Origin of the sequence: Staphylococcus auricularis (assembly GCF_051172115.1) — a bacterium.
GTDB lineage: Bacteria > Bacillota > Bacilli > Staphylococcales > Staphylococcaceae > Staphylococcus > Staphylococcus auricularis_A.
The window spans coordinates 320,261-344,677 of the sequence record NZ_JBPIZN010000001.1; the positions used below are offsets into that span (position 1 = coordinate 320,261).

Below are 24,417 nucleotides of genomic sequence, written 5' to 3' on the forward strand. Positions count from 1 at the left end.
TTGCATGATAGTTAATCGACGTGCGCTGTGTATTCTAAATCTTTCACTCGTTCACGCGCAGCTTTTGTCACATCCAAGCTGATGTCTTTTGCATAGTTAAAGTTTTTAACATTTTCATCTAATTGTTCAACTGAGCTTGCACCAACGATAATAGAACCAAGTGCATCATGTGACATTAAATAGTTAAATGTGAGCGCCGTTAAGTTATTGTCGATTTCTTTGATAGAAGCGATCGTTTCACCAAGTTCTTGATAGGAATAGTCGAAAATACCGTCTGAGAATTTTTGATCTAAAGCGTTGTTACTATTTGAAGTTAGTAAACCTTTAAATACAGGTCCTCTCGCAAGCATTTTAACGCCGTGTTGATGGACTTGATCGATGAGTGTTTCAGGACGATTATCGATTAAATTGAATTGAGACATCAGTGTTTCAATGTCGCTACGTTCTAAATAATAATTGATAACGTTAGGACGAATAGAAGAAATACCATAAGCACGAATGATACCTTCTTGTTTTAATTCGTCGAATGCACTGATGGTTTCGTCTAACGGATCATCTATCGTACCACCGTGTAATTGATACAAGTCTAAATGTTCTACGCCTAATTGTTGTAATGACGTTTTAACTTGTTCTTTAATGTATTTTTTAGATGGATCCCAAAATGTAGTGCCATCGTCTTTAAGATGATTACCGACTTTTGTGCCGATAACGATATCGCCTCTATCCTGATATTTTTTCAATGCTTTACCGACAATTTCTTCGTTTAGACCTTTGTCATACATATCTGCAGTATCAAAATAAGTAATGCCATGTTCAAGGGCGCGTTCAATAATGGATTCTGCATGGTCGTATTCTGTACCTAAACTCATACAGCCCAGTCCTAATTCAGATAATTCAATGCCACTTTTCAAGATATTCTTTTGCATGTCTTTTCTCCTTTCGATACACTAAAATTAATATATCGGTTAGTTTGCTTCATATTATATATCTTATATTTCCACGCTACTACACTCATTAAAACATAGATCACACGAGCTATCATCAACCTAAACTTATTTAAAAATAGATAGATTAGATAACTTTGTGTATTTAAAAGGAAGGAATGCATGTTATGAACTATAATGAACCAACTATTTCAAAAGAAACAATTTATAATGGAAAAATTATTGATGTTGAAGTACATGACGTTGAATTGCAAAACGGTGAAACTTCAAAACGTGAACTCGTTTTCCACAATGGTGCAGTTTGCGTTTGTGCACTCACACCTGATAAGAAAGTTCTTCTTGTCGAACAATTTAGAAAGCCCGCTGAAAAGAGCTTATTAGAAATTCCAGCTGGAAAATTAGAAGCCGGAGAAGAACGTGAGTCAGCCGCAAAACGAGAATTAGAAGAGGAGACATGTTATATTGCTAATCACTTAACATTGATTACAGAGATGTATGGCTCACCTGGGTTCTCAAGTGAAAAGACATCTATCTATTTTGCTGACGACCTTAAAGAAGGAAAAATGCATCTCGATGAGGATGAATTTTTAGAAGTTAAAAGCTACTCTATCGCTGAAATTAAGGACATGCTGCAAAATAATGAACTCGAAGACGCGAAAACGATTATCGCTCTTCAATATTTATTACTTAATTATAATGATTCTAATTAAGCGAGCGAATCTACTTGCCAATTTTATCAATTACTGTTATTTTAGAGATAAATCATTAAGACAAATTAAAATGATTATAATCCGATAAGAGGAGTGTGTCTTCCGTGGAAGAAAGATTAAATCGCGTCAAACAGCAATTACAACAGTATTCTTATAAATTGACTCCACAACGAGAAGCCACTTTGCGAGTACTCATTGAGAATGAAAAAGATCATCTTAGTGCTGAAGATGTCTACTTAAAAGTGAAAGATAAAGCGCCAGAAATAGGCTTGGCAACTGTCTATCGTACATTAGAATTATTATCAGAACTGAGAGTCGTTGACAAAATCAACTTTGGTGATGGCGTTTCTCGTTATGACTTACGTAAAGAGGGAGCAAAGCATTTCCATCATCATCTCGTATGTATGGAATGTGGAAAAGTAGAAGAAATTGAAGAAGACTTGTTACCACAAGTTGAAGAAAAAGTAGAAAATGATTTCAATTTTAGAATATCTGACCATCGTCTCACATTTCATGGTGTCTGCTCTGAATGTATCGCTAAAGGGAAATGGTGAAGTGAATAGCTTGTAGAAAGAGGCTCAGCTATGGATACAATTATCGATGAATATTTAAAATTCATTCAGTTAGAAAAAGGGTTAAGTGAGAATACCATTGGCGCGTATCGACGAGATTTGAATAAATACAAAACCTATTTAAACGATCATCATATTAACCATATCGATTTCGTTGATCGAACTACAATACAACAGTGTTTAGGGGAACTGCATGATCAAGGCGCCTCTGCCAAATCAATTGCCCGCTTCATCTCCACGATTCGTAGCTTCCACCAATTCGCATTACGTGAAAAATACGCTGCGAAGGATCCAACCGTGCTTATAGAAACACCGAAATATGAACGCCGACTTCCTGATGTGTTAGAAGTAGATGAAGTTGTTCAATTGTTAGAAACACCTGATACCCATAAAAAGAAAGGCTTTCGTGATCGCACGATGCTCGAGTTACTCTATGCAACAGGGATGCGTGTTACCGAACTAATCGATCTTGAAATAGAAGATGTCAATCTTATTATGGGCTTTGTGCGTGTTTATGGTAAAGGGGATAAAGAACGGATTATTCCACTTAGCGAAACTGTAATTGATTACTTACAAACTTATATCGATGACATTCGGCCACAAATTTTAAAACATACTGTGACCGACACACTGTTTTTAAATTTGCATGGGAAACCTTTATCACGACAAGGCATATGGAAGATGATTAAACAATATGGTATAGAAGCTCAAATTAATAAAAAGTTAACGCCACATACGTTGCGCCATTCATTTGCGACACATCTGTTAGAAAATGGGGCAGACTTACGTGCAGTCCAAGAAATGTTAGGTCATTCTGATATTTCGACGACTCAACTGTATACACACGTTTCCAAACAACAGATTAGAAAAATGTATCAAACCTATCATCCTCGTGCATAAAATCACCGTTAGGCATTTGCTCTGCTTAATGGTGATTTTTGTGTTTATCGGATAAAGCTTGATATCTTGCTTCTAACACTGCGCGGCGATCTCTAAGCAAGTGATGGTCAATGATATAACGATCCTCTATCATTACTTTTGTAAATTCATAATCAGGAAAGCGTTCGATGACGTGTTGTTTCATCTCATTCGTCATAGGAAGTTCAATTGGTGTAAAGGGACGACCTTGATTCGCAAGTTCGAGAAGTTGATCAATGAGATTGAGATAAAGATCAATGTGCAAGCCTAATTGGGGATCTTCATGTTGTTGAATGACATTTTTAGCCTTGTGGTAAGATTTGCAGGCGCCTTTAAAGCTGCTACGACGGTGGTGATAACAACCTGTCGCGAATAAAATGAGGCTGACGACTGCATCCGATTTCGAATAATGAGGATTTTCTTTCCAGGCTTCTTCTAAAATGTCATGACATAAAAAGTAATGCTGTTGTGTATTAAAATAATAGTAAAATTGTTGTAAAGCGTCTTGCATATTTAGCTCTCTCCAAATTTAAATGTATTCCATTACATGCTATAATACTTGAGTGAACGACGCACTTAACTTGTAAGTCGAGGTAGATAAAATGTACGAAGTAAAATTAGATGCGTTTAATGGACCGTTAGATTTATTATTACATCTCATTCAAGAATTTGAAATCGATATTTATGATATTCCGATGAAATCACTCACTGAACAATATATGCAATATATCCACACAATGAAACAGTTAGAGATTAATGTTGCGAGTGAATATTTAGTCATGGCTTCTGAATTATTGATGATTAAGAGTAAGATGTTGTTACCGCAAACAGAAGAAGATGAACCGGTGGAAGACGATCCTCGTGAAGACTTAGTCGGCCGTTTAATCGAATATCAAAACTATAAAGCTTATACAGAAATCTTAACAGACAAAAAAGAAGAAAGAGAACATTACTTTTCGAAACACCCGACGGATTTATCGCATCTAGAAAGCAATGAAACATGGGATGAAAATCAAACGATTGATTTGACGAAGCTTATCATTGCTTATCAAAAGGTAAAAAATAGAGTGGATTATCAAACACCTAAAGCGGTTGAGATACATAAAGAAACCTTTACCATACAACAAGCAACGCATGTTGTCACAGAACGTTTAGCTGACAAAGATGCATTCAACTTTTTCAGTCTGTTTCATTTTAATGAACCTGTTGAAATGGTTGTGACACATTTTCTAGCTATACTAGAAATGGCGAAATCAGGTCTGATCAATATTGAACAACCGAAAGATTTTGAAGACATTCAAATATATAGAGGAGTGAATTATGGCGTTGGAAACGGATGAGATACTAGAAGCGTTATTATATACAGCAGGAGATGAAGGGTTAGATCAAGCACAATTAACGGAAGTACTACAAATCTCCGAAGAAGAGCTACAACAATGCGTCGCGAACTATCAATCAAGCGGTTTAGTGATTCAACAATTTGGTTCGTTATACGTGTTAACTACTAAAAAAGACGCTGCGCCTTATATTGAACAGCTCGTTAAGTCTAATAGTAAAATGAAAGTATCTCAAGCAGCGATGGAATCTTTATCCATCATCGCTTATAATCAACCCGTAACGAGAAGTGATATAGAAATGATACGTGGTATTAATTCAGATGGGGCGGTGAAGACGCTTATTGCTCGAGGTCTGATAGAAGCAAAATCTGAAGCATCCTCCCGCAGTCAGCAATTGTATACCACAAGTCACTTTCTCAATGTATTCGGCATTTCACAGCTCGATGAATTACCGACGACAGATGAAGAAGATGAAGAGATTGAAGCGTTCTTTAATAATTTAGTGAACCAAAAAGGAGACAATGATAATGGCTAAAGAATTCGAAAGATTACAGAAGCGGATCGCAAATAGTGGTTATACGTCACGACGTAAAGCAGAAACGCTGATCAGTGAAGGTAAAGTAGAAGTGAATGGAGAACGCGTCACAGAACTCGGCACGAAAGTGAAGCCTTCTGATGAAGTGTCCGTAGAAGGTGTGAAGCTCGAACAAGAAGATAAACTCTATATCTTGTTTTACAAACCGGCACAAGTCATCACAAGTGTCTCTGATGACCGTGGTCGCAAAGTAGTACTAGATTATTTTGATGATTTAGAGACACGTATCTATCCAGTAGGGCGCTTAGACTATGATACGTCAGGTCTACTTTTACTCACTAACGATGGAGAATTTACGAATCTGATGACCCACCCACGTTATAAAATTAAGAAAAAATATGTAGCGAAGTTAAAGGGTTATCTCATGCGTGAAGAAGTGAAAGCATTAGAACAAGGAATCGAATTGGAAGATGGTTTCACGCAACCAGCACAAGTTAAAATTAAAAATCAAGATAAAGAAAAAAATACAACACTAGTGGAAATCACGATTTCTGAAGGTCGAAATCGACAAGTCAGACGGATGTTTGAATACTTTGGCCACCACGTGAACAAATTGCAACGTATCGAATTTGGTCCGCTTGATTTGACTGGATTAAATGCAGGTCAAGGAAGAGTACTTACACCACATGAGGTAAAAGTGTTACGTCACTTAGCAGAGAATGGTAAATAGCCTAGCACTATTTAAATTTAAAATACAATGTATATACAAACTATTTTTATACAATGTTTTAGTTTTTAATAAAATCCTATGATATAATAATGTTAAGTAGAATGTAACATAACTTGGAGGTATGCAGCATGCCAAATCAAATTTTAGTTGTCGATGATGAAGATCGCATCAGAAGATTATTAAAATTATATTTAGAACGAGAATCTTTTGAAATTCATGAAGCAAAAGATGGTAAAGAAGCGCTGGGCATGGCATTAGAACGAGATTATGATTGTATCTTACTTGATCTCATGCTACCTGAACTAGATGGTATTTCAGTAGCTTCAAAATTACGTGTACAAAAAGATACACCTATTATTATGCTCACAGCGAAAGGTGAAGAGACAAATCGTGTCGAAGGCTTTGAAACTGGCGCAGATGATTACATTGTTAAACCATTTTCACCTCGTGAGGTTGTGTTGAGAGTTAAAGCGTTGTTACGCAGAACACAAGTGGTTTCCACTGAACAAAGTGAACCACATGCACGTGATTTAATTGAATTTCCGCATCTTACAATCGATAATGATGCGCACCGTGTGCTCGCAGATGATGAGACGGTTAACTTAACACCTAAAGAGTATGAGTTGCTCATTTTCCTAGCTAAAACACCAAACAAAGTCTTTGATCGAGAACAACTATTAAAAGAAGTTTGGCACTATGAATTTTATGGTGATTTACGAACAGTTGATACACATGTCAAACGATTACGTGAAAAGCTCAATCGTGTGTCAGAAGATGCAGCGCAAATGATACAAACGGTGTGGGGCGTAGGTTATAAATTCGAGGTCCCAACGAATGATTAATCGACTTAATAATGTCGTAAATAAACTGTGGTTAACTATTATCTTAATAGTAACGACAGTTTTAATTTTATTAAGTGCTGCACTCATCACGTTCCTACAATCCTACCTGACGAAAGAAACGGAAGAAAATCTGTTAGAAGATGCGAAACGGGTCAATCAGGTCGTGGAACAAACGGATGATAAAGAAACTGCGATTCAACTTAGTCGCCAGTTAATTGAGGGTTCCGTAGGGCTCATTATCATGGATGGGAAAAATCAAGAAAGTGATGATGACCATACCAAAACGAAATCTAAAATGTTAGAGGCGCTGCAACACTCTGATAAATATGATGCTGTGTTCGATGATGGTAAACAACTTGTCGAGCACTTACAAGTTGAAAAAGACGGCAATTTACACACCTTTATTACCGTAGGATATCCGGGTAGTAAAACGTCAAATAGTGACCATCAAGCTGTGTTCATCTATCAAGACTTAAATCATATTCAACAGACGAACAATGTCATTACGATTATTATTCTGATCACAGCGGTTATCTTTTTAGCAATTACAACCGTGTTTGCCTTTTTCTTATCATCAAGAATTACGAAGCCATTAAGACAGTTAAGAACACAGGCCATCAATTTATCCCTCGGTAACTATAGTCAAATGACACCACTCAACACGAAAGACGAAATCGGCGAATTATCGCGTGCTTTTAATACGATGAGCGCTGGAATCCAGCGACATATCGAAGCGCTTTCTTCTTCGAAAAAAATTAGAGACTCACTTCTCGATTCAATGGTTGAAGGGGTCGTTGGTTTCAATGATGACAAAGAGGTTATTTTATCCAACGATATGGCACAACGTATTGTCAGAAGCATGGATGAATACACCTTTGAAAAAATGATTGAACAAAATGAACGTACCTTACAATTAAAACAAACGCAATTCCAAGAATATGAGATCAATACACGTTATTACGTAGTCATCATGAGTTATATTGAACAAATCCAACCTGATGGCCAAAGTGGTATTGTAGCCGTCATCCGTGATATGACGAGCGAACATAATGTCGATCAGATGAAAAAAGATTTCATCGCGAACGTCTCACACGACTTGCGTACACCGATTTCTCTTCTACAAGGTTACACTGAAGCGATTGTCGATGGGGTCGTTACTGAACCGGACGAAATTCACGATACGCTTTCTATCGTATTAGATGAGTCAAAACGACTTAATCGTCTTGTTAATGAGTTATTAAACGTCGCACGTATGGATGCTGAAGGACTATCGATAGAAAAAGAAACGCAACCGATCGATACGTTATTAGACAAAATGCAACATAAATATCAACAACAGGCAGATAGCTTAGAACTACAGCTCGAGTTAAATTCAGAAACGAACCACGAACTATGGGATTATGATACGGATCGTCTCGAACAAGTCCTTACAAATCTCATAGACAATGCGATGCGTTATACAGAGCCTGGTGATTCCATCACGATTAATACCGGAGAAAATCAAGAAGACCAAATCTTATATATTGAAGACACAGGTACTGGTATCGCACCTGAACACTTAGAACTCGTCTTTGATCGTTTCTATAAAGTAGAAGCGTCACGTAAACGTGGTAAACAAGGTACAGGATTAGGTCTTTTCATCTGTAAAATGATCATTGAAGGGCATGGCGGTACAATCGATGTTAAAAGTGAGCGAGGTAAAGGTACACAATTCATTATTAAATTGCCTAAACCTCAATCAGAATCATAAAATTAAGTTAAAACATTAAGATAAGCAATATTTTTGAGTTTATGTAAACTGTGCGCTATAATCTTTTTGGTTAAAAATTAATACAAATTCATCTTCGGGGTCGGGTGCAAGTCCCAACCGGCAGTAAATCAAGCCTGCGACCTGCAACTTATATTTATGAGTTGTGGCTGATCTAGTGAGAATCTAGAGCCGACAGTATAGTCTGGATGGGAGAAGATGGAGGATGTTTTGTTGTGCAATCAATTAGCGAATCCTCCTATTCTTTGTAAGATGAATGGAAGGAGATAATTGAATATGCAACAACAAACAAGAAAACTTATCCTCATCAGCTTGTTAAGTGCGATAGGGTTTATTTTGATGTTCATCAAATTCCCTATTCCATTTTTACCACCTTACTTAACATTGGATTTTAGTGATGTGCCGGCGCTTTTTGCGACCTTTACATTCGGACCATTCGTCGGTATCATCGTGGCGTTTATTAAAAATCTACTTAATTTTTTATTTAACGTCGGAGATCCGGTAGGGCCGTTTGCGAACTTCTTAGCCGCAACGAGCTTTATTGTGACATTTTATTATGCTACAAAATATAAAACACAAACGAAATCACTCATTATAGGTGCAATTGCGGGTACACTTGTGATGACCATCGTGCTCAGCGTCTTGAATTATTTCTTGCTGTTACCATTATATGGCATGATTATGAATTTAACTGATGTGGTGAAAAATATCAAAGTCATCATTGTATCAGGTGTCGTACCGTTTAACCTGATTAAAGGGTTACTTGTGTCACTCGTCTTTATTTTATTGTTTAAACGTTTGAAACATGTATTAATCAAAGATGCGTAATCTATAAAAAGATAAAGTATATAGAGATATTGAGGCTGGGACTTACGAGTTCCAGCTTTTTAATATGGGGATTCATTTTAAAAGAGGATTGGGCATACAAAAAGGCATAGTCATTAATCCTGCAATTAACGACTATGCCATCTATATAGAAATATGTGTTACAATAACTGTGAACACACGATTATTCAAATTTTAATGCATCACCATCAAATGGTTCTTCTGCAATTTTAATAGAATCTGTTGGGCAACCTTCAGAGGCATCTTCCAAATCTTCATATAGTTCTTCGGGTACTTCAGCTGTGCCTTCATTATCATCTAAGATAACATACGCAATACCTTCATCGTCATAATCATAAATATCTGGGGCTGCTGCGCCACAAGCACCGCAAGCGATACAAGTATCCATATCAACTATTGTATATTTAGCCAATTTCTTCGCCTCCTTTGATAAAAATGCTACACTAACGATACAAATAATATTGTACTTATACCGTTTAAAATTTTCAATGCTTTCGTTTTTAAGTGGGGAATAGAACATGGAATCAATTATTCATTATGCTCACGATCATGCACATACATATAAAACTGAAAAAAGTGTCTATAATATTTTGTATGGCAAAAAAAGCCATCAAACATTTTTTGATGCATGCAGTCAAAGACTCATGTCATTATATCATATTTTGCCAGAACTCAAATATACAACTTTTGAATCGATGATTTCAACTCAAAATGAAGATTCAATGGACGTTAGCGAGAAAATAAAGATCCATCCACGTTTTAGTTATGACAGTTTGTCATTAACGTTTAAAGCGTTGCAATTACTCATTCAAACTGTGTCTCATGTGGAAAGAAATAACAAAACATTTATGCCGTTAACAGAGCAAGCAGTCATACAAAAAGGTGTGAAGCAATTATTTTATTATATTCAAAACAATGCGTTAGTTTCTGCGTTTATCGATGAATTGTATCAGTTATTCAAGCATTTAGATGAACAACAAGAACAAAGTGTCTTGCACTATTATTTACAAGGCTATGAGGAAGCCATGTATACACGACAACAAATCAGTTTAATCGAAGGATTAGATGAAACCGAAGTCTTTCGATTAGAATATAACAGTTTAGTTGAAATGATGTATGAGTTAGAAGATGTCAGCCGCTATCCAATTTTAAATCAACTGATTGTGTATCCGCCGTTATCTTATAATACGAATGAAACATACATGCACTTGCAACAAGGTAAGACAATGGATCAGATTGCGCGATTAAAACACGTTAAAATCAACACCATTGAAGATCATATTTTAGAGTTGTTTATTAAGGGGTATATTTCTGATTACACACCATACGTTTCAAATGAGCAACTGACTCAATTTAAAAATTATTATTTTGAGCAGCCTACACTTCGGTTAAGAGAATATAAAGAAATGATGGACGAACTGGATTACTTTCAAATTAAATTACTGATCGTAGGTATAGAAAGAGGTGACCTTGGTGTTACAACAAGCGTTGAATAAATGGTTTGGCTTTGATTCATTCAAACCAGGACAAGAGGACGTCATAAACCATGTCCTTGCAGGCAAACCAACATTAGGCATCCTTCCTACAGGGAGTGGGAAAAGTCTATGTTATCAATTACCTACATATATTAAACAACAACCGACTTTGATTATTTCACCATTGATTTCACTCATGGACGACCAGGTCATGCAAATGAAAGCGCAAGGAGAACGCTCTGTGTGCCATGTGCATTCTGGCATGGATGAAAGTGAGAAAAAACATAACCTACAGCGGCTCAAGCGTAGTCGTTTTGTATTCTTAAGTCCAGAGTTTATTTTGCAGCCGCAAAACTTTGCACGCATCAAAGATATTCCGTTTGGGATGATTGTCTTAGATGAAGCACACTGTATTTCGGAATGGGGTTATGATTTTCGTCCGCATTATGCGTTGATGGGTAAGGTAACGCAACATTTTAAAGATGCGACATTGCTTGCGCTTACCGCTACAGCACCACCTCATTTAGCTGACGATTTATCACAGATGATGCGCTGTCAGTTTCAAGTGGTGAAAACCACGATGAATCGTCCTAATATCGCTTTGCAACATTTAAATTTTGAAGATGACGAAGCTAAAATAGCATGGTTGTTGTCATTTATTTCAGATTCAGGACCTACTATTATATATGTATCTTCGAAGAAAATGTGTCTTACTTTAGCAGAAGCCATTTATCAAGCTGGTTATTTAACTGGTATCTACCATAGTGATTTAACCTATCAAGAACGTTATACCGTTCAGCAACAATTCGTTCAGAACGAAATTCCAATTATTGTCGCGACGAGTGCTTTTGGTATGGGGATTAATAAAAAAGATGTCCGGACTGTCATTCATTTTCATCTCGCAACGAGTCCTTCAAACTATATGCAAGAAATAGGGCGCGCTGGAAGAGATGGCGCACAAAGTCAGGCGATTAGTCTCTATCAACCGGATGATCAATACTTACTTTCAACATTACTCTTTACTGATATGCTGACAGAAGAAGATGTTGATATCTTTGAATCTGGTCAATTTCTCGAGCCGGATAAAGAAGATATTATCAAAACGTTAAATAGTTATTATGACCTTGCTGATATTAAACGTATTTTTAAAATTTCATTTGAACGTAAGCAACAAGGTTATATCAAAATGATGGGTTACAAAAATTTAGAGCGTTGTCGACGAGAGTATTTGTTATCATTTTTCAATGAAACAATGGACACACAACCTGAATACTGTTGCGATTGTGATAGTGACTTACCTGAGATTGACGTCAAAAATCGTAAACAGGTTAAAAGAAAGATGGATTATACTGAGAAATTGGGAAATTTATTCCTTTCGCACTAAAATATTTTGATTCAACATTTCAAAAAAGCTATAATACGACGTATAGCATTATGTATCATCATTTAAAAAAATCATACATACGTCGTTTTTTTACGGGTATATACAAAACTGAAACGACATAAGTACAATTAAATATGGAGGAGGATATTTCATGTCTAATAATTATAAAGACGAATTTGAAAAAAGTCGTCAATCCATCGATCCTGATGCTCACAGAGATCAAGGAGATGAGCAACTGGATCAAAGTGAAGAAACAACCGAACAACAAGAAACGCAACAATTCCCGCCAAGAAATGCGCACCGTAGACAACGCAGAAGAGATACAGCAACGAACCAACATCATGAAGATCAAGCCTCAGAAGATCAACATCGTGTTGCAGAGCCAGTTTCTGAAGACGAAGAGGAATATGACTCAAATATAGATGCAGAAGACACTTCAGATTCGCGTGACGAAGACCATAATAGACGTGATGCTGAAATCTTCGCTAATGATCCAGAATCAGAAGCGGATGCAAATGTAGATGAGGATGTAAATCGCAATGAACGCGTGGATGAATCTGAAGTCTATGATCAAGATGAAGATGATGATTCACACAAAACTGGTGCTGCAATTGCTGGTGGTTCAGCTGCTGCAGGTGCTGGTGCTATGGCAGGAAAACATCATCTCGATAACGAAGAGGATGATGTTGAAGATGATGAGTTAAGCGAGCAAGATGAGGAACAAAATGATCATCAATCTACGAAAAAAGCAGGCGCCGCTGCTGCGACAGGGGCAACTGGTGCTGCTGCATCTCAATCAGCGCAAGCAGAAGGCTATCACAGTGAACATCATGATCCAGATGATGAAGATAGTTGGAATACCAACGAAAAAGGTATCATGAGCAAACTGTTACCTATTATTGCAGGTATTTTAATCTTAGCAGCATTAGCAATCTTTATTGGGTTAGCACTGACACATCAAGATGATAATCCAGCAAATGAAGATCAAGTCGCTCAACAAGACAAAGATAATTCAGGCAATGACGCTTCAGATAAAGATAAAAAATCAAACGATGACGGTGATAAAGCGAGCGACAAAGACAGCGATAAAGACAAATCTTCATCAGATAGTGATTCTAACAAAGATAACGACAGTGACAATGACAATAACGGTGCTGCAACTTCTGATGATAACCAAAATGATGAACAATCAGATAACAGCGCTGAGCAAAATAGCGACCAAAACCAAGCTGATCAAGCAAATCAAGGTCAACAACAAGATCAACAATACGCTCAAGATCAACAGCAAAACCAACAACAAAACAATGCATCTAATGATGTAAACAACAATCAAAATAATAACCAAAATCAACAACAAAATAATCAAGGACAAAACAACAATCAAGGTCAATCTTCTAATGGAGACAACCAAAAAGTCGTTGTATCTAATGGCCAAAACTTATACCGTATCGCAATTCAATATTATGGTGAAGGTACACCAGAAAATGTTGAAAAAATACGTAAAGCAAACAACTTGAATGGTAATAACATTCATAACGGTCAAGAATTAGTTATTCCTGAATAAGAAGTTAAACATGGTTATTCTATTGAACCCTGACAGGCTACCTTAAACTGAGGTTAGAACTGCCAGGGTTCTTTTTGATATGTCAATCATTGTTCACAAATTACGTGTGAACAGTATAGTGCTTGCAATAAAAATATTTGGATTTTAATCAATCACTGTTATAATATATGGGTGATAAAAGGAGGGCATCTTATGCAAACAGTAGAAAGTATTATTATCGGTGGGGGTCCTTGTGGATTAAGTGCTGCGATTGAGCAGAAGAAAAAAGGTATCGACACTTTAGTCATTGAAAAAGGGAATGTTGTAGATGCAATCTATCATTACCCGACACATCAAACATTCTTTTCATCTAGCGATAAATTAAGTATCGGTGATGTCCCATTTATAGTCGAAGATAGTAAACCGCGTAGAAATCAAGCATTGGTATATTACCGTGCCGTTGTAAAACATCATCAATTACGTGTCAACGCATTTGAAGAAGTATTAACTGTTAAAAAAATTAATAACCGTTTTACTATTACAACGACTAAAGATGTTTACCAATGTCGTTTTTTAACTGTTGCAACAGGCTATTATGGACAACATAATACATTAGAAGTTGAAGGTGCCGAATTAGATAAAGTCAATTACTATTTTAAAGAAGCACATCCTTATTTTGACCAAAATGTTGTCATTATTGGTGGCAAAAATTCCGCAGTGGACGCAGCATTAGAATTAGAAAAAGCAGGTGCACACGTCACTGTTTTATATCGTGGAGATCATTATTCAGAAGCGATCAAACCGTGGATTTTACCTAATTTTGAATCACTTGTTCGTCACGAAAAAATCGATATGGTATTTAACGCAAACGTCACACAAATTACTGAGGATACCGTGACTTATCAACACGAAGACGATACGATTGAGATTCTAAATGATTATGTCTTTGCGATGATTGGTTATCATCCAGACTACGACTTCTTAGAATCTATCGGTATCGACATCAACGAAAATGAATATGGTACTGCACCGGTGTACAATAAAGAAACGTACGAAACAAACATCGAAAACTGTTATATTGCTGGTGTCATTGCTGCTGGTAATGACGCAAATACAATCTTTATTGAAAATGGTAAATACCATGGTGGTATTATCACGCAAAGCATTCTTTCTAAAAAACAAACACCTTTAGAAAGCTAATATTTTTCGTACGGATATTAATCAACAACAAAACCCTTAACATTGACTTAAACGATAAGTCTCTGTTAAGGGTTTTCTTGATTCGTAAAGCGTTTTATAATGGCTTTTCAAAATAAGCTTTCAATTGGTTATCGTCTAATTGATTACTTAATCCAACGAGTAATTTCAAACGTGCTTTCGGACCATTCAAGCCATTTGAGAAGATCACACCTTCTTTGGAAAGCTGTACGCCGCCACCTTTATAATCGTATATTGGACCAACAATTCCATTAAATGAACGTGAGACTAAGCCAATAGGAATGCATAGATCTAGACATTTTTTAAGTCCTTCTATACATGTTGGAGGCAGGTTACCTTGCCCTAGCGCTTCAACAACGATGCCGTCGACTTGTTGTTCACTATAAAAATTAAAGATATCATTCGTCATTCCCATATACGCTTTTACGAGTGGGATATTCAATGCATCATCGACTTTCGGTAACACGAGATGTTCATAGGGTCTGTGGTGGAATTGCACATTCGTATTGGTTAATACACCAAGGGGTCCATGGTTTGGACTTTGAAATGTATTCGTATTTGAAGTATGCGTCTTTGTCACATTACGCGCTGTATGTATTTCATCGTTGAATACGACCATGACACCTTTATTTTGTGCTTCATCATTGATTGCGACTCTGATCGCAGAAATAAAATTATATAAACCGTCTGAACCGATTTCATTTGAAGAACGCATCGCACCTGTAATCGTAATGGGTTGTTTGATATCAATGATAAGATCAAGCAAGTAAGCCGTTTCTTCTAACGTATCTGTCCCATGTGTAATGACAAATCCTTCATAAACATCTTCTTCAACAGCTTGTGCAATGATGTCTCTTAATTGAGTTACATAACGTATCGTCATGTGTGGGGAAGGCACATTAAAAGGGGATATTTCTGTTACATCTGCATATTGATTAATCACATCTTGATGGGTTGAAATGGGATTAACGTCATTTGGTGTAACATTATTCGTCTCATCTTGGCTCATACTAATCGTACCACCCGTATGGATGACTAGAATTTTTTTCATCGTTGTACTCCTCCTATTCATTCACTCCTTATCTATGATAAAATATTATTTAACAATCAACAAGGAAGGTTTGCGGAAAATGGAACAAATTAATATCGCCTTAGACGGTCCAGCAGCAGCCGGTAAAAGTACGATTGCGAAACGTGTTGCAACGACCTTATCTATGATATATGTCGATACAGGGGCTATGTATCGCGCAATTACTTATAAATATTTAAAGCAGGGGAAACCTGAAGATTTAGATAATATGATGAAGGACACGACGTTGCAATTAACGTATGATGCATCTGCAGGACAGCGTGTGCTTTTAGATGGAGAAGATGTGACAGACTATCTGCGTGAAAATGATGTGACAGCAAATGTTTCTTATGTGGCTTCAAAACAAGTCGTGAGAAATTTTGCAGTTCAAAAGCAAAAAGAATTGGCAGATCAAAAAGGCATTGTTATGGATGGTAGAGATATCGGTACCGTGGTATTACCTGATGCAGAATTGAAAGTATATATGGTGGCTTCAGTAGACGAAAGAGCTGCTCGTAGACAAAAGGACAACGAAGAACGGGGTATTTCTTCTAATATTACGCAACTCAAGCAAGAAATTGCAGATCGAGATCACTATGATATGAACCGAGATATTTCACCCCTTAAAAAAGCAGAAGATGCTGCGACGCTTGATACCACTGGTAAATCCATCGAAGACGTGACAGATGAAATCATTACAATGGTACAAAATTTAAAATAAGACGAGTATCGATCAAGTGCTACACGAGTTAAGAAGAGAAATTGCTCTTCCTAGATGTAGCACTTTTTTTGTGTAACATATCGCTTGCGTTTTAATTAAATTTTTTCCAAATCCGATTCATCAGCTGTTGTTATGCACTTTTAGGGGTATTATCTTTTGAGTACTGACGTTTACATATAGGTGGTAATTGGGTAAAACGTATATATTAAAACAATTGAAATCGTTAATATTCGTAAAATGTAAGCGATACGTAAAGATTTTTACGATTTCGTTAATGACATCGCATGTATTTTACGTTTATGTCACAGTTTAATTGTAAAACTTTAGTAAAAGTAGAATATCTTGACAATCAAATGTAATTGTAAGATGTTATATTTACGTAGTGTATAAGGAGGCAGACAAGATGACTGAAGAATTTAATGAATCAATGATTAATGATATTAAAGAAGGTGACAAAGTTACTGGTGAAGTGCTCGAATTAGAGGACAAACAAGTAGTTGTTCACGTTAATGGTGGCAAATTTAATGGTATTATTCCAATTAGCCAACTTTCTACACACCACATTGATAATCCAAGTGAAGCGGTAAAAGTAGGCGACGAAATCGAAGCTTACGTTACCAAAATCGAAGTTGACGATGAAAATGAAACAGGTACTTACATTTTATCTAAACGTCAACTTGAAACAGAAAAATCTTATGAATATTTACAAGAAAAATTAGATAATAACGAAACAATTGAAGCTAAAGTCACTGAAGTGGTTAAAGGTGGCTTAGTGGTTGATGTAGGTCAACGTGGTTTCGTACCAGCTTCACTTATTTCAATCGACTTTATTGAAGACTTCTCAAATTATGAAGGTGAAGTCCTCAAACTTAAAGTTGAAGAATTAGATCCAGCGAATAATCGCGTAATCTTAAGTCATAAAGCGATTGAAGAAGTGGAAAATGCAGCTAAAAAAGACGAATTGCTAGAAAACCTTAATGAAGGTGACGTTGTAGAAGGTAAAATTGCACGTCTCACTGACTTTGGTGCATTCGTTGATTTAGGTGGCATTGACGGCTTAGTTCACATTTCTGAACTTTCACATGAACACGTTAAAACACCAGAAGATGTCGTAACTATTGGTGATACAGTAAATGTGAAAATCAAAGGTATTGATAAAGATAGTGAACGCATTTCACTTTCACTTAAAGACACATTACCAAGTCCTTTTGAATCTATTAAAGGTGAATTTAACGCTGGTGATGTGATCGAAGGTAAAGTCGTTCGTTTAGTTAACTTCGGTGCATTCGTAGAAATCAAACCAGGTGTACAAGGTTTAGTTCACATTTCTGAAATTAGCCATAAACACATTGGTACACCAAGTGAGGTATTAGAAGCAGGACAAGACGTCACTGTTAAAATCTTAGGCATTGATGAAGAAAACGAACGTATTTCACTATCTATCAAATCTACTATTCCTGATGAAGATGTTAAAGATGTAGAAAGTGAAGCACCTGACACTTATTCAAGTGGTGATGATGACGAAGATAACCCTACATTAGGTGACTTATTAGGCGATAAATTGAAAAATCTTAAATTCTAATAGATAAATTCAATTTTAACGTTGGTCAACGTCTTATATAAATATGATGGATGCTATTAAGAGGCTGGGACATAAGAAAGTCCTAGCCTCTTAAATTTATGTGAGCTATATTTTAATTTTTAATGAGAAGAAGATATTCACACCTTATTTTAAACTAAACTAGTTAAAGAGGCATCGTGATATATTTCATCTTGTGTTGTGCCGCTTGTAAACATGTTATGATGAATAATGAATACATAAAAAGTACGATGTGAATATACCATACAAGGTCATATGTGTGCATTATAATAATGCTTTAGCTTTAAATGTCCTTGTGATAAACTAATATAGATTAAATGAGAGAGGAAGTTCGTGTATGACTAAACCGATAGTGGCCATCGTAGGGCGTCCTAATGTTGGTAAATCTACCATATTCAACCGTATTGTTGGAGAGAGAATATCTATAGTTGAGGATACACCTGGTGTCACACGTGACAGAATATATTCTAGCGGTGAATGGTTGACTCATGATTTTAACATCATTGATACGGGAGGTATTGAAATCAGCGATGCCCCGTTTCAAACACAAATTAGAGCACAAGCAGAAGTGGCCATCGACGAAGCTGATGTCATCATCTTCATGGTGGATGTAAGAGAAGGCCTTACACAAGGTGATGAATTAATTGCACAAATCTTATACAAATCTAAAAAACCGGTAGTGCTAGCAGTAAATAAAGCTGATAATCCTGAAATGAGACACGATATTTATGACTTTTATGCGCTTGGTTTCGGAGATCCATATCCTATTTCTGGATCTCATGGTTTAGGATTAGGGGATTTATTAGATGCTGTGGTTGAACGCTTTAAAGACGTTGAAACCGTAGAATACGATGAAAGTAAAATCAAACTCTGTGTGATTGGTCGTCCTAACGTCGGTAAATCAAGCCTTGTCAATGCGATTCTTGGTGAAGATCGTGTCATCGTTTCTAATGTCGCTGGAACGACGCGAGATGCGATAGATACCGAATATAGTTATGAAGGGCAAGATTATGTACTCATCGATACAGCAGGTATGCGTAAACGTGGTAAAGTATATGAATCCACCGAGAAATATTCCGTACTACGAGCTCAAAAAGCAATTGAACGTGCAAATGTCGTGCTCATCGTAATCGATGCAGAAGAAGGTATCATAGAACAAGATAAACGTGTGGCAGGATATGCACACGAAGCAGGGAAAGCCATTGTCATTGTCGTTAATAAATGGGATACCGTTGAAAAAGAAAACAACACGATGAAAAAATTCAAAGATAAAATACGTCAGCAGTTCCAATTTTTAGATTATGCAGAAGTCGCGTTCGTCTCTGCGAAAGATCGTTCTAGATTGAGAACATTATTCCCATACATCGTCGAAGCGAACGATAATCATAAAAAACGTGTTCAAAGTTCAACACTTAACGAAGTCATTACTGATGCAATTTCAATGAATCCAACGCCTACAGATAAAGGGCGTCGTTTGAAAGTATTCTATACGACACAAGTAGCAATCGAACCACCGACATTTGTGGTATTCGTAAACGACGAAGAGCTTATGCATTTTTCATATAACCGTTACTTGGAAAACCAAATTAGAGCTGCGTTTGGCTTTGAAGGTACACCAGTACACATTATTCCAAGAAAACGTAATTAACAGAAAGGGGATTTTTAAGGTATGACTAACGTGACAGTCTTTGGTATGGGGAGTTTCGGGACAGCTTTAGCGAATGTCTTAGCAGAAAATGGTCATAACATATTAATGTGGGGAAAACGCGAAGATGCGGTACGCTCCATTAATGAGGACCATGTGAATTATAAATATTTAAATCACGCTCGATTAAACGATACGATCAAGGCTACAACTGATTTAGAAGAAGCCATTCACTTTGCGGATGACTTTCTTATTGCACTACCTACGAAAGCGATACGCGAAGTCGTTTCTGATATTAATCGACATTTATCTGAACCTAAAACATTTATCCATGTAGCAAAAGGAATTGAAAATGATACATTCAAACGTGTCTCAGAAATGATCGAAGATTCTATCGATGCATCAAACAACGGTGGTATCGGTGTCCTCTCAGGTCCTAGCCATGCTGAAGAAATCGCGATTAAACAACCTACGACGGTAGCAGCATCCTCTAAATCACCAAAAATCAGTCAGCACATCCAAGATTTATTTATGAATGAATACTTACGTGTTTATACGAATGATGATCTGGTCGGTGTGGAACTCGGCGGTGCATTGAAAAATATCATTGCTGTAGCGAGCGGGATTGTAGCAGGGCAAGGCTTTGGCGATAATGCTAAAGCTGCTTTGATGACACGTGGTCTTGCTGAAATCAGCCGATTAGGTGAAAAACTCGGTGCAGATCCGATGACCTTCCAAGGATTAGCTGGTATAGGAGATCTCATCGTTACATGTACCTCTACGCATTCTAGAAATTATACCCTAGGCTACAAGCTTGGCGAAGGGAAAGATTTAGAAACAGCTTTATCTGAAATGAATATGGTTGTAGAAGGTGTATATACTACAAATTCTGTCTATCATTTAGCACAACAACAAAACGTTGAAATGCCAATTGCGACCGCTTTATACGGTGTTTTGTTTGAAAACAATTCCGTGCCTGACACCATCCAACAACTGATGGAAAGAGGTAAAAAAGCTGAATAAAATGTATTATTACATTTTAACGCAAAAATAATACATGATTCTAATAAAAATCCTTTTAAATCAACGTTATTTTGCATATAAATCGTTGCGGTGTCAGTAATCCTTGTGTTAAAGTCATAGCATAATGATATAAAGATATCATTATCATCCTAGGGGAGGTGAATTTTAAATGAATAAAACAGATTTAATTAATGCTGTAGCAGAACAAGCAGATATTACTAAAAAAGAAGCAGGTTCAGCTGTTGATGCAGTATTTGAATCAATCGAATCATCACTTTCTAAAGGTGAAAAAGTTCAATTAATCGGTTTCGGTAACTTTGAAGTGCGCGAACGTGCTGCACGTAAAGGACGTAACCCTCAAACTGGTAAAGAAATTGATATTCCTGCAAGCAAAGTTCCAGCATTCAAAGCTGGTAAAGCCTTGAAAGATGCAGTTAAATAATTCTTTACTACTTAAGTAAGAAGCCCTTGTTTAAAGGGGCTTTTTTCTTTTTATACATACATTTCATACATATGCACCTTCAATGACTATTTCAAAGTGTGGTGTCATATGTGTTTACATATTTGCGTGATCACACATGATTTTCTAGTGTCATCTTCAAAAACAGAATACTAGGCGATTTTAATTTTCAGCATATAATGTTAATATGTATATTGATACTAACTTGAGGTGGAGAACATGGAAACGACAATCAATCTATTAGATGAACAAATCAAACAACGTTTATCGGGTATACATGATTATAAACCGATACATATTAACCATGTATTAAGCGAAGTGTTAGACGCTTATCATATGCCTCAAATAGCGAAATTAGCTTGTTTGACAATTGATACTGCGATGCGCCACTTAGAAAATGTTGAAATTGATCACACTTCTAAAAAATCTATCCTTGTAGGAGATTTACTCAGCGCTCACTTTTATACATTACTTGCTCAGTTAAATGAACCTACTTATCAGCGGAAAATTAGCAGAGCAGTCATAGAAATCAATGAACTTAAATCTGCAATACATACGAATAGTTTGCCTGAAGCATCTATGGGTGAAGCTATTATAAAAATTGAAAACAGCTTCCCGCTAATTACGATACAACATTTTTCAGAGATTAAAGACGTTAAACAATTAAATTGTCAGTTACTTACATATCTAGAAACACATCATCCGCCGTATCTTAAAAATTACTCTGAGGCGCAAGTTCGCCAATTTTTAGATCAAGAATCATGATATTAACAAAGAAGAGGTAATAAAATGACTCAAAATAATGCTAAAAAAGAACAAGTACATACGGTATTTCAAAATATATCAACACAATATGATCACCTTAATAACATCATTAGTTTTGAACAGCATAAGATATGGCGTAAACAAGTGATGAAACAAATGCAAGTTGAAAAAGGATCTAAAGCGTTAGATGTATGTTGCGGCACTGCCGATTGGACCATTTCCTTATCTAAAGCTGTTGGTAGCGAGGGTAAAGTAATCGGTTTAGATTTCAGTGAAAACATGCTTAAAGTTGGTGAAGAAAAAACGAAATATATGCCGAACATCGAATTGATACATGGTGATGCGATGAACTCACCATTCGAAGATAATCAATTTGACTATGTAACGATTGGTTTTGGCTTACGTAATGTGCCTGATTATGTCGCAACCTTAAAAGAATTGCATCGCGTACTTAAACCAGGTGGCATGGTTGTCTGCTTAGAAACAAGTCAACCTACAATGCCTGTATTTAAACAATTGTACAAATTCTACTTCAAATTTATCATGCCTATTTTCGGTAAAATTTTCGCAAAATCTAAAAAAGAGTATGAATGGTTACAACAATCTACGTTTAATTTTCCAGATAAGGAAACATTAAAACGTATGTTTAATACAGCTGGTTTTAAAAATGTAAAAGTACGTAGCTTTACAGGTGGCGTTGCAGCGATGCACCTTGGCTATAAATAATTTAGAAGAAACTCACAAAGGTGATGACTGTGGCAAAGTTAAACTTAAATCAAGAAATTAAAAAAGTAGAAAAAAGACTCAATGATATCATCGTGAGCAACGATCAAGTGATAGAAGAGGCTGCACAAGATTTATTAGCATCAGGTGGGAAACGTATTCGTCCAGCATTTGTTGTACTAAGCAGTCAGTTTGGTGAACATACGACTGAAGATACGTATCGTATTGCGGTCTCATTAGAATTGATACATATGGCGACCTTGGTGCACGATGATGTTATTGATAAAAGTGATAAACGACGTGGTAAACCGACGATTGCAAAACAATGGGATCAAGATATTGCAATCCTAACAGGTAACTTCTTGTTAGCACTTGCGTTAGAACACATCTCAACCGTGAAACACGAGCGCGTTCATCACGTGATTTCTCATGCCATCCTCGATGTGTGTAGAGGGGAATTATTCCAATTTCAAGATCAATTTAATGCAAATCAGAACGTAGTCAATTACTTACGCCGTATCAATCGTAAAACGGCGTTATTGATTCAATTATCTACTGAAGTAGGTGCAATCACTGCAGATGCAGATGATAAAACGGTACATAAACTGAAACGCATTGGGCATTACATCGGTATGAGTTTCCAAATCATGGATGATATCTTAGATTTCACTAGTACAGAAAAACAATTAGGTAAACCTGTAGGTAGTGATTTATTAAACGGTCATATCACTTTGCCAGTTCTGTTAGAAATGCGGAACAATCCAGAATTTAAACAACGGATTCAACAACTGAATGCCAATAGTTCGAAAGAAGAATTCCAGCATTGTATTAACATCATTAGAGAATCTTCAGTAATTGAAGAAGCACAACGCGTGAGTGATCATTATCTAGCTAAAACATTAGACCTCATCGATTCACTTGGTAATGAAGATGCGAAAAAACTGTTCAACAAAATCATCAATAAAATGGCTAAACGTAATAAATAAAGCACCTCAATTGATTGAAAGCGGTTATATTAATTGGTAATATAATAACGTATTCTTTATTTAATACATACGCATTGGGAGCGTTTTTAACTAGTTGTATAAAAAACGTGCTTCCATTCATTCTCAGGAGGTTAACACACGATGGAAAAAACATTTGTTATGATTAAACCAGATGCAGTTCAACGTAATTTAGTAGGTGAAATTATTTCACGCATTGAACGTAAAGGCTTAAAATTAGTAGCTGGCAAATTAATGTCAGTACCTCAATCACTTGCTGAAGAGCACTATGCTGAACATACTGACAAACCATTCTATAATGATTTAGTATCATTCATTACTTCTGCACCTGTATTTGCAATGGTCTTAGAAGGTGAAGATGCGGTTAAAGTTGCTAGACACATCATTGGTGAAACAAATCCTTCAGAAGCAACACCAGGTACAATCCGTGGTGACCTAGGTTTAACTGTAGGACGTAACATCATTCACGGTTCAGATTCAGTTGAATCAGCTGAAAAAGAAATTAACCTATGGTTCAATGAAGATGAAATCAGTGATTATGAATCTCCACAAGATGCTTGGTTATACGAATAAAACAATACAGCA

General features: G+C 36.4%; 26 protein-coding genes and 1 riboswitch. Of the genes, 22 read left to right on the forward strand and 4 right to left on the reverse strand.

Going from position 1 to position 24,417, the window contains the following annotated elements; translation table 11 throughout:
- Positions 1 to 11 precede the first annotated feature (11 nt).
- Positions 12 to 926 (reverse strand): aldo/keto reductase, encoded by a 915-nt coding sequence (locus tag ACSBRB_RS01640; protein WP_435031318.1) that lies wholly within the window; start codon positions 924 to 926, stop codon positions 12 to 14.
- A gap of 185 nt (positions 927 to 1,111) precedes the next feature.
- Between ACSBRB_RS01640 and ACSBRB_RS01645 the strand changes: the two genes are divergently transcribed.
- From ACSBRB_RS01645 to xerD, 3 genes are all read left to right on the forward strand, one after another.
- Positions 1,112 to 1,654: an NUDIX hydrolase gene (locus ACSBRB_RS01645; RefSeq protein WP_435031319.1), complete on the forward strand. Its 543-nt coding sequence runs from the start codon at positions 1,112 to 1,114 to the stop codon at positions 1,652 to 1,654.
- A gap of 104 nt (positions 1,655 to 1,758) precedes the next feature.
- A complete protein-coding gene (gene fur, locus ACSBRB_RS01650) occupies positions 1,759 to 2,208 on the forward strand; it encodes a ferric iron uptake transcriptional regulator (RefSeq protein ID WP_435031320.1) in 450 nt (149 codons plus the stop codon).
- Positions 2,209 to 2,238: 30 nt separating this feature from the next.
- Positions 2,239 to 3,126: a site-specific tyrosine recombinase XerD gene (gene xerD, locus ACSBRB_RS01655; RefSeq protein ID WP_435031321.1), complete on the forward strand. Its 888-nt coding sequence runs from the start codon at positions 2,239 to 2,241 to the stop codon at positions 3,124 to 3,126.
- Between the two features lie 25 nt (positions 3,127 to 3,151).
- Here xerD and ACSBRB_RS01660 read toward each other — a convergent pair whose 3' ends face one another.
- Positions 3,152 to 3,655 carry a DUF309 domain-containing protein gene (locus tag ACSBRB_RS01660; RefSeq protein ID WP_435031322.1) on the reverse strand — a complete coding sequence of 168 codons (504 nt, stop codon included), beginning with the start codon at positions 3,653 to 3,655 and terminating at the stop codon, positions 3,152 to 3,154.
- A 91-nt stretch (positions 3,656 to 3,746) separates the two neighbouring features.
- On the opposite strand from ACSBRB_RS01660, the gene ACSBRB_RS01665 reads away from it, so the two are divergent.
- The 6 genes from ACSBRB_RS01665 (at position 3,747) to ACSBRB_RS01690 (ending at position 9,184) form a co-directional block, all read left to right on the forward strand.
- Complete coding sequence (locus tag ACSBRB_RS01665) at positions 3,747 to 4,484, forward strand: segregation and condensation protein A (protein ID WP_435031323.1); 738 nt, start codon at positions 3,747 to 3,749, stop codon at positions 4,482 to 4,484.
- Positions 4,465 to 5,016, forward strand: a complete 552-nt coding sequence (gene scpB / locus ACSBRB_RS01670) for an SMC-Scp complex subunit ScpB (RefSeq protein WP_435031324.1) — start codon at positions 4,465 to 4,467, stop codon at positions 5,014 to 5,016. The genes ACSBRB_RS01665 and scpB overlap by 20 nt, the downstream gene beginning before the upstream one ends.
- Complete coding sequence (locus ACSBRB_RS01675) at positions 5,009 to 5,746, forward strand: pseudouridine synthase (protein ID WP_203071117.1); 738 nt, start codon at positions 5,009 to 5,011, stop codon at positions 5,744 to 5,746. Before scpB ends, ACSBRB_RS01675 begins: the two co-directional genes overlap by 8 nt.
- A gap of 128 nt (positions 5,747 to 5,874) precedes the next feature.
- Positions 5,875 to 6,588 carry a response regulator gene (locus ACSBRB_RS01680; RefSeq protein WP_435031325.1) on the forward strand — a complete coding sequence of 238 codons (714 nt, stop codon included), beginning with the start codon at positions 5,875 to 5,877 and terminating at the stop codon, positions 6,586 to 6,588.
- On the forward strand, positions 6,581 to 8,338 hold the full coding sequence (locus ACSBRB_RS01685; protein ID WP_435031326.1) for an ATP-binding protein: 1,758 nt from the start codon (positions 6,581 to 6,583) through the stop codon (positions 8,336 to 8,338). The genes ACSBRB_RS01680 and ACSBRB_RS01685 overlap by 8 nt, the downstream gene beginning before the upstream one ends.
- 86 nt (positions 8,339 to 8,424) lie before the next feature.
- Positions 8,425 to 8,560, forward strand: a riboswitch (FMN riboswitch).
- Between the two features lie 72 nt (positions 8,561 to 8,632).
- Positions 8,633 to 9,184, forward strand: a complete 552-nt coding sequence (locus ACSBRB_RS01690) for an ECF transporter S component (protein ID WP_435031327.1) — start codon at positions 8,633 to 8,635, stop codon at positions 9,182 to 9,184.
- 181 nt (positions 9,185 to 9,365) lie between these two features.
- On the opposite strand, the gene ACSBRB_RS01695 is transcribed toward ACSBRB_RS01690, so the two are convergent.
- Positions 9,366 to 9,614, reverse strand: coding sequence for a ferredoxin (locus ACSBRB_RS01695; protein WP_059106740.1), 249 nt, complete (start codon positions 9,612 to 9,614; stop codon positions 9,366 to 9,368).
- Positions 9,615 to 9,720: 106 nt separating this feature from the next.
- Here ACSBRB_RS01695 and ACSBRB_RS01700 point away from each other — a divergent pair, with 106 nt between their 5' ends.
- From ACSBRB_RS01700 to ypdA, 4 genes are all read left to right on the forward strand, one after another.
- Positions 9,721 to 10,698, forward strand: a complete 978-nt coding sequence (locus tag ACSBRB_RS01700) for a YpbB family protein (protein ID WP_435031328.1) — start codon at positions 9,721 to 9,723, stop codon at positions 10,696 to 10,698.
- Positions 10,676 to 12,061 carry a RecQ family ATP-dependent DNA helicase gene (locus ACSBRB_RS01705; RefSeq protein ID WP_435031329.1) on the forward strand — a complete coding sequence of 462 codons (1,386 nt, stop codon included), beginning with the start codon at positions 10,676 to 10,678 and terminating at the stop codon, positions 12,059 to 12,061. Before ACSBRB_RS01700 ends, ACSBRB_RS01705 begins: the two co-directional genes overlap by 23 nt.
- A gap of 151 nt (positions 12,062 to 12,212) precedes the next feature.
- Positions 12,213 to 13,625 carry a LysM peptidoglycan-binding domain-containing protein gene (locus tag ACSBRB_RS01710; protein ID WP_435031330.1) on the forward strand — a complete coding sequence of 471 codons (1,413 nt, stop codon included), beginning with the start codon at positions 12,213 to 12,215 and terminating at the stop codon, positions 13,623 to 13,625.
- 192 nt (positions 13,626 to 13,817) lie between these two features.
- Positions 13,818 to 14,804: a bacillithiol disulfide reductase YpdA gene (gene ypdA, locus ACSBRB_RS01715; RefSeq protein WP_435031331.1), complete on the forward strand. Its 987-nt coding sequence runs from the start codon at positions 13,818 to 13,820 to the stop codon at positions 14,802 to 14,804.
- Between the two features lie 94 nt (positions 14,805 to 14,898).
- Here the strand turns inward: ypdA and ACSBRB_RS01720 are convergent, their stop codons facing one another.
- The gene (locus ACSBRB_RS01720) at positions 14,899 to 15,873 is read right to left on the reverse strand and encodes an asparaginase (RefSeq protein ID WP_435031332.1); all 975 of its coding nucleotides are present in this window, start codon (positions 15,871 to 15,873) and stop codon (positions 14,899 to 14,901) included.
- Positions 15,874 to 15,952: 79 nt separating this feature from the next.
- Here ACSBRB_RS01720 and cmk point away from each other — a divergent pair, with 79 nt between their 5' ends.
- The 9 genes from cmk (at position 15,953) to ndk (ending at position 24,405) form a co-directional block, all read left to right on the forward strand.
- On the forward strand, positions 15,953 to 16,612 hold the full coding sequence (gene cmk, locus ACSBRB_RS01725; protein ID WP_435031333.1) for a (d)CMP kinase: 660 nt from the start codon (positions 15,953 to 15,955) through the stop codon (positions 16,610 to 16,612).
- A gap of 403 nt (positions 16,613 to 17,015) precedes the next feature.
- Positions 17,016 to 18,194, forward strand: a complete 1,179-nt coding sequence (rpsA, locus tag ACSBRB_RS01730) for a 30S ribosomal protein S1 (RefSeq protein ID WP_203071104.1) — start codon at positions 17,016 to 17,018, stop codon at positions 18,192 to 18,194.
- Between the two features lie 355 nt (positions 18,195 to 18,549).
- On the forward strand, positions 18,550 to 19,860 hold the full coding sequence (der, locus tag ACSBRB_RS01735; protein ID WP_435031334.1) for a ribosome biogenesis GTPase Der: 1,311 nt from the start codon (positions 18,550 to 18,552) through the stop codon (positions 19,858 to 19,860).
- Between the two features lie 21 nt (positions 19,861 to 19,881).
- Positions 19,882 to 20,880: an NAD(P)H-dependent glycerol-3-phosphate dehydrogenase gene (locus ACSBRB_RS01740; protein ID WP_435031335.1), complete on the forward strand. Its 999-nt coding sequence runs from the start codon at positions 19,882 to 19,884 to the stop codon at positions 20,878 to 20,880.
- Positions 20,881 to 21,049: 169 nt separating this feature from the next.
- A complete protein-coding gene (locus ACSBRB_RS01745) occupies positions 21,050 to 21,322 on the forward strand; it encodes an HU family DNA-binding protein (RefSeq protein WP_059106752.1) in 273 nt (90 codons plus the stop codon).
- Positions 21,323 to 21,559: 237 nt separating this feature from the next.
- A complete protein-coding gene (locus ACSBRB_RS01750) occupies positions 21,560 to 22,105 on the forward strand; it encodes a heptaprenyl pyrophosphate synthase subunit A (protein ID WP_435031336.1) in 546 nt (181 codons plus the stop codon).
- A gap of 24 nt (positions 22,106 to 22,129) precedes the next feature.
- Positions 22,130 to 22,831: a demethylmenaquinone methyltransferase gene (locus tag ACSBRB_RS01755; RefSeq protein ID WP_435031337.1), complete on the forward strand. Its 702-nt coding sequence runs from the start codon at positions 22,130 to 22,132 to the stop codon at positions 22,829 to 22,831.
- A 29-nt stretch (positions 22,832 to 22,860) separates the two neighbouring features.
- On the forward strand, positions 22,861 to 23,814 hold the full coding sequence (locus tag ACSBRB_RS01760; protein ID WP_435031338.1) for a polyprenyl synthetase family protein: 954 nt from the start codon (positions 22,861 to 22,863) through the stop codon (positions 23,812 to 23,814).
- A 141-nt stretch (positions 23,815 to 23,955) separates the two neighbouring features.
- Positions 23,956 to 24,405, forward strand: a complete 450-nt coding sequence (ndk, locus tag ACSBRB_RS01765; RefSeq protein WP_435031339.1) for a nucleoside-diphosphate kinase — start codon at positions 23,956 to 23,958, stop codon at positions 24,403 to 24,405.
- Positions 24,406 to 24,417: the final 12 nt, after the last annotated feature.

Excerpts from the sequence above, each read along its gene's own strand:
- ACSBRB_RS01640 (WP_435031318.1), bottom strand. The coding sequence starts at position 926 with ATGCAAAAGAATATCTTGAAAAGTGGCATTGAATTATCTGAATTAGGA.
- ACSBRB_RS01645 (WP_435031319.1), top strand. The coding sequence starts at position 1,112 with ATGAACTATAATGAACCAACTATTTCAAAAGAAACAATTTATAATGGA.
- xerD (WP_435031321.1), top strand. The coding sequence starts at position 2,239 with ATGGATACAATTATCGATGAATATTTAAAATTCATTCAGTTAGAAAAA.
- ACSBRB_RS01660 (WP_435031322.1), bottom strand. The coding sequence starts at position 3,655 with ATGCAAGACGCTTTACAACAATTTTACTATTATTTTAATACACAACAG.
- ACSBRB_RS01665 (WP_435031323.1), top strand. The coding sequence starts at position 3,747 with ATGTACGAAGTAAAATTAGATGCGTTTAATGGACCGTTAGATTTATTA.
- scpB (WP_435031324.1), top strand. The coding sequence starts at position 4,465 with ATGGCGTTGGAAACGGATGAGATACTAGAAGCGTTATTATATACAGCA.
- ACSBRB_RS01675 (WP_203071117.1), top strand. The coding sequence starts at position 5,009 with ATGGCTAAAGAATTCGAAAGATTACAGAAGCGGATCGCAAATAGTGGT.
- ACSBRB_RS01680 (WP_435031325.1), top strand. The coding sequence starts at position 5,875 with ATGCCAAATCAAATTTTAGTTGTCGATGATGAAGATCGCATCAGAAGA.
- ACSBRB_RS01685 (WP_435031326.1), top strand. The coding sequence starts at position 6,581 with ATGATTAATCGACTTAATAATGTCGTAAATAAACTGTGGTTAACTATT.
- ACSBRB_RS01690 (WP_435031327.1), top strand. The coding sequence starts at position 8,633 with ATGCAACAACAAACAAGAAAACTTATCCTCATCAGCTTGTTAAGTGCG.
- ACSBRB_RS01700 (WP_435031328.1), top strand. The coding sequence starts at position 9,721 with ATGGAATCAATTATTCATTATGCTCACGATCATGCACATACATATAAA.
- ACSBRB_RS01710 (WP_435031330.1), top strand. The coding sequence starts at position 12,213 with ATGTCTAATAATTATAAAGACGAATTTGAAAAAAGTCGTCAATCCATC.
- ypdA (WP_435031331.1), top strand. The coding sequence starts at position 13,818 with ATGCAAACAGTAGAAAGTATTATTATCGGTGGGGGTCCTTGTGGATTA.
- ACSBRB_RS01720 (WP_435031332.1), bottom strand. The coding sequence starts at position 15,873 with ATGAAAAAAATTCTAGTCATCCATACGGGTGGTACGATTAGTATGAGC.
- cmk (WP_435031333.1), top strand. The coding sequence starts at position 15,953 with ATGGAACAAATTAATATCGCCTTAGACGGTCCAGCAGCAGCCGGTAAA.
- rpsA (WP_203071104.1), top strand. The coding sequence starts at position 17,016 with ATGACTGAAGAATTTAATGAATCAATGATTAATGATATTAAAGAAGGT.
- der (WP_435031334.1), top strand. The coding sequence starts at position 18,550 with ATGACTAAACCGATAGTGGCCATCGTAGGGCGTCCTAATGTTGGTAAA.
- ACSBRB_RS01740 (WP_435031335.1), top strand. The coding sequence starts at position 19,882 with ATGACTAACGTGACAGTCTTTGGTATGGGGAGTTTCGGGACAGCTTTA.
- ACSBRB_RS01745 (WP_059106752.1), top strand. The coding sequence starts at position 21,050 with ATGAATAAAACAGATTTAATTAATGCTGTAGCAGAACAAGCAGATATT.
- ACSBRB_RS01750 (WP_435031336.1), top strand. The coding sequence starts at position 21,560 with ATGGAAACGACAATCAATCTATTAGATGAACAAATCAAACAACGTTTA.
- ACSBRB_RS01755 (WP_435031337.1), top strand. The coding sequence starts at position 22,130 with ATGACTCAAAATAATGCTAAAAAAGAACAAGTACATACGGTATTTCAA.
- ndk (WP_435031339.1), top strand. The coding sequence starts at position 23,956 with ATGGAAAAAACATTTGTTATGATTAAACCAGATGCAGTTCAACGTAAT.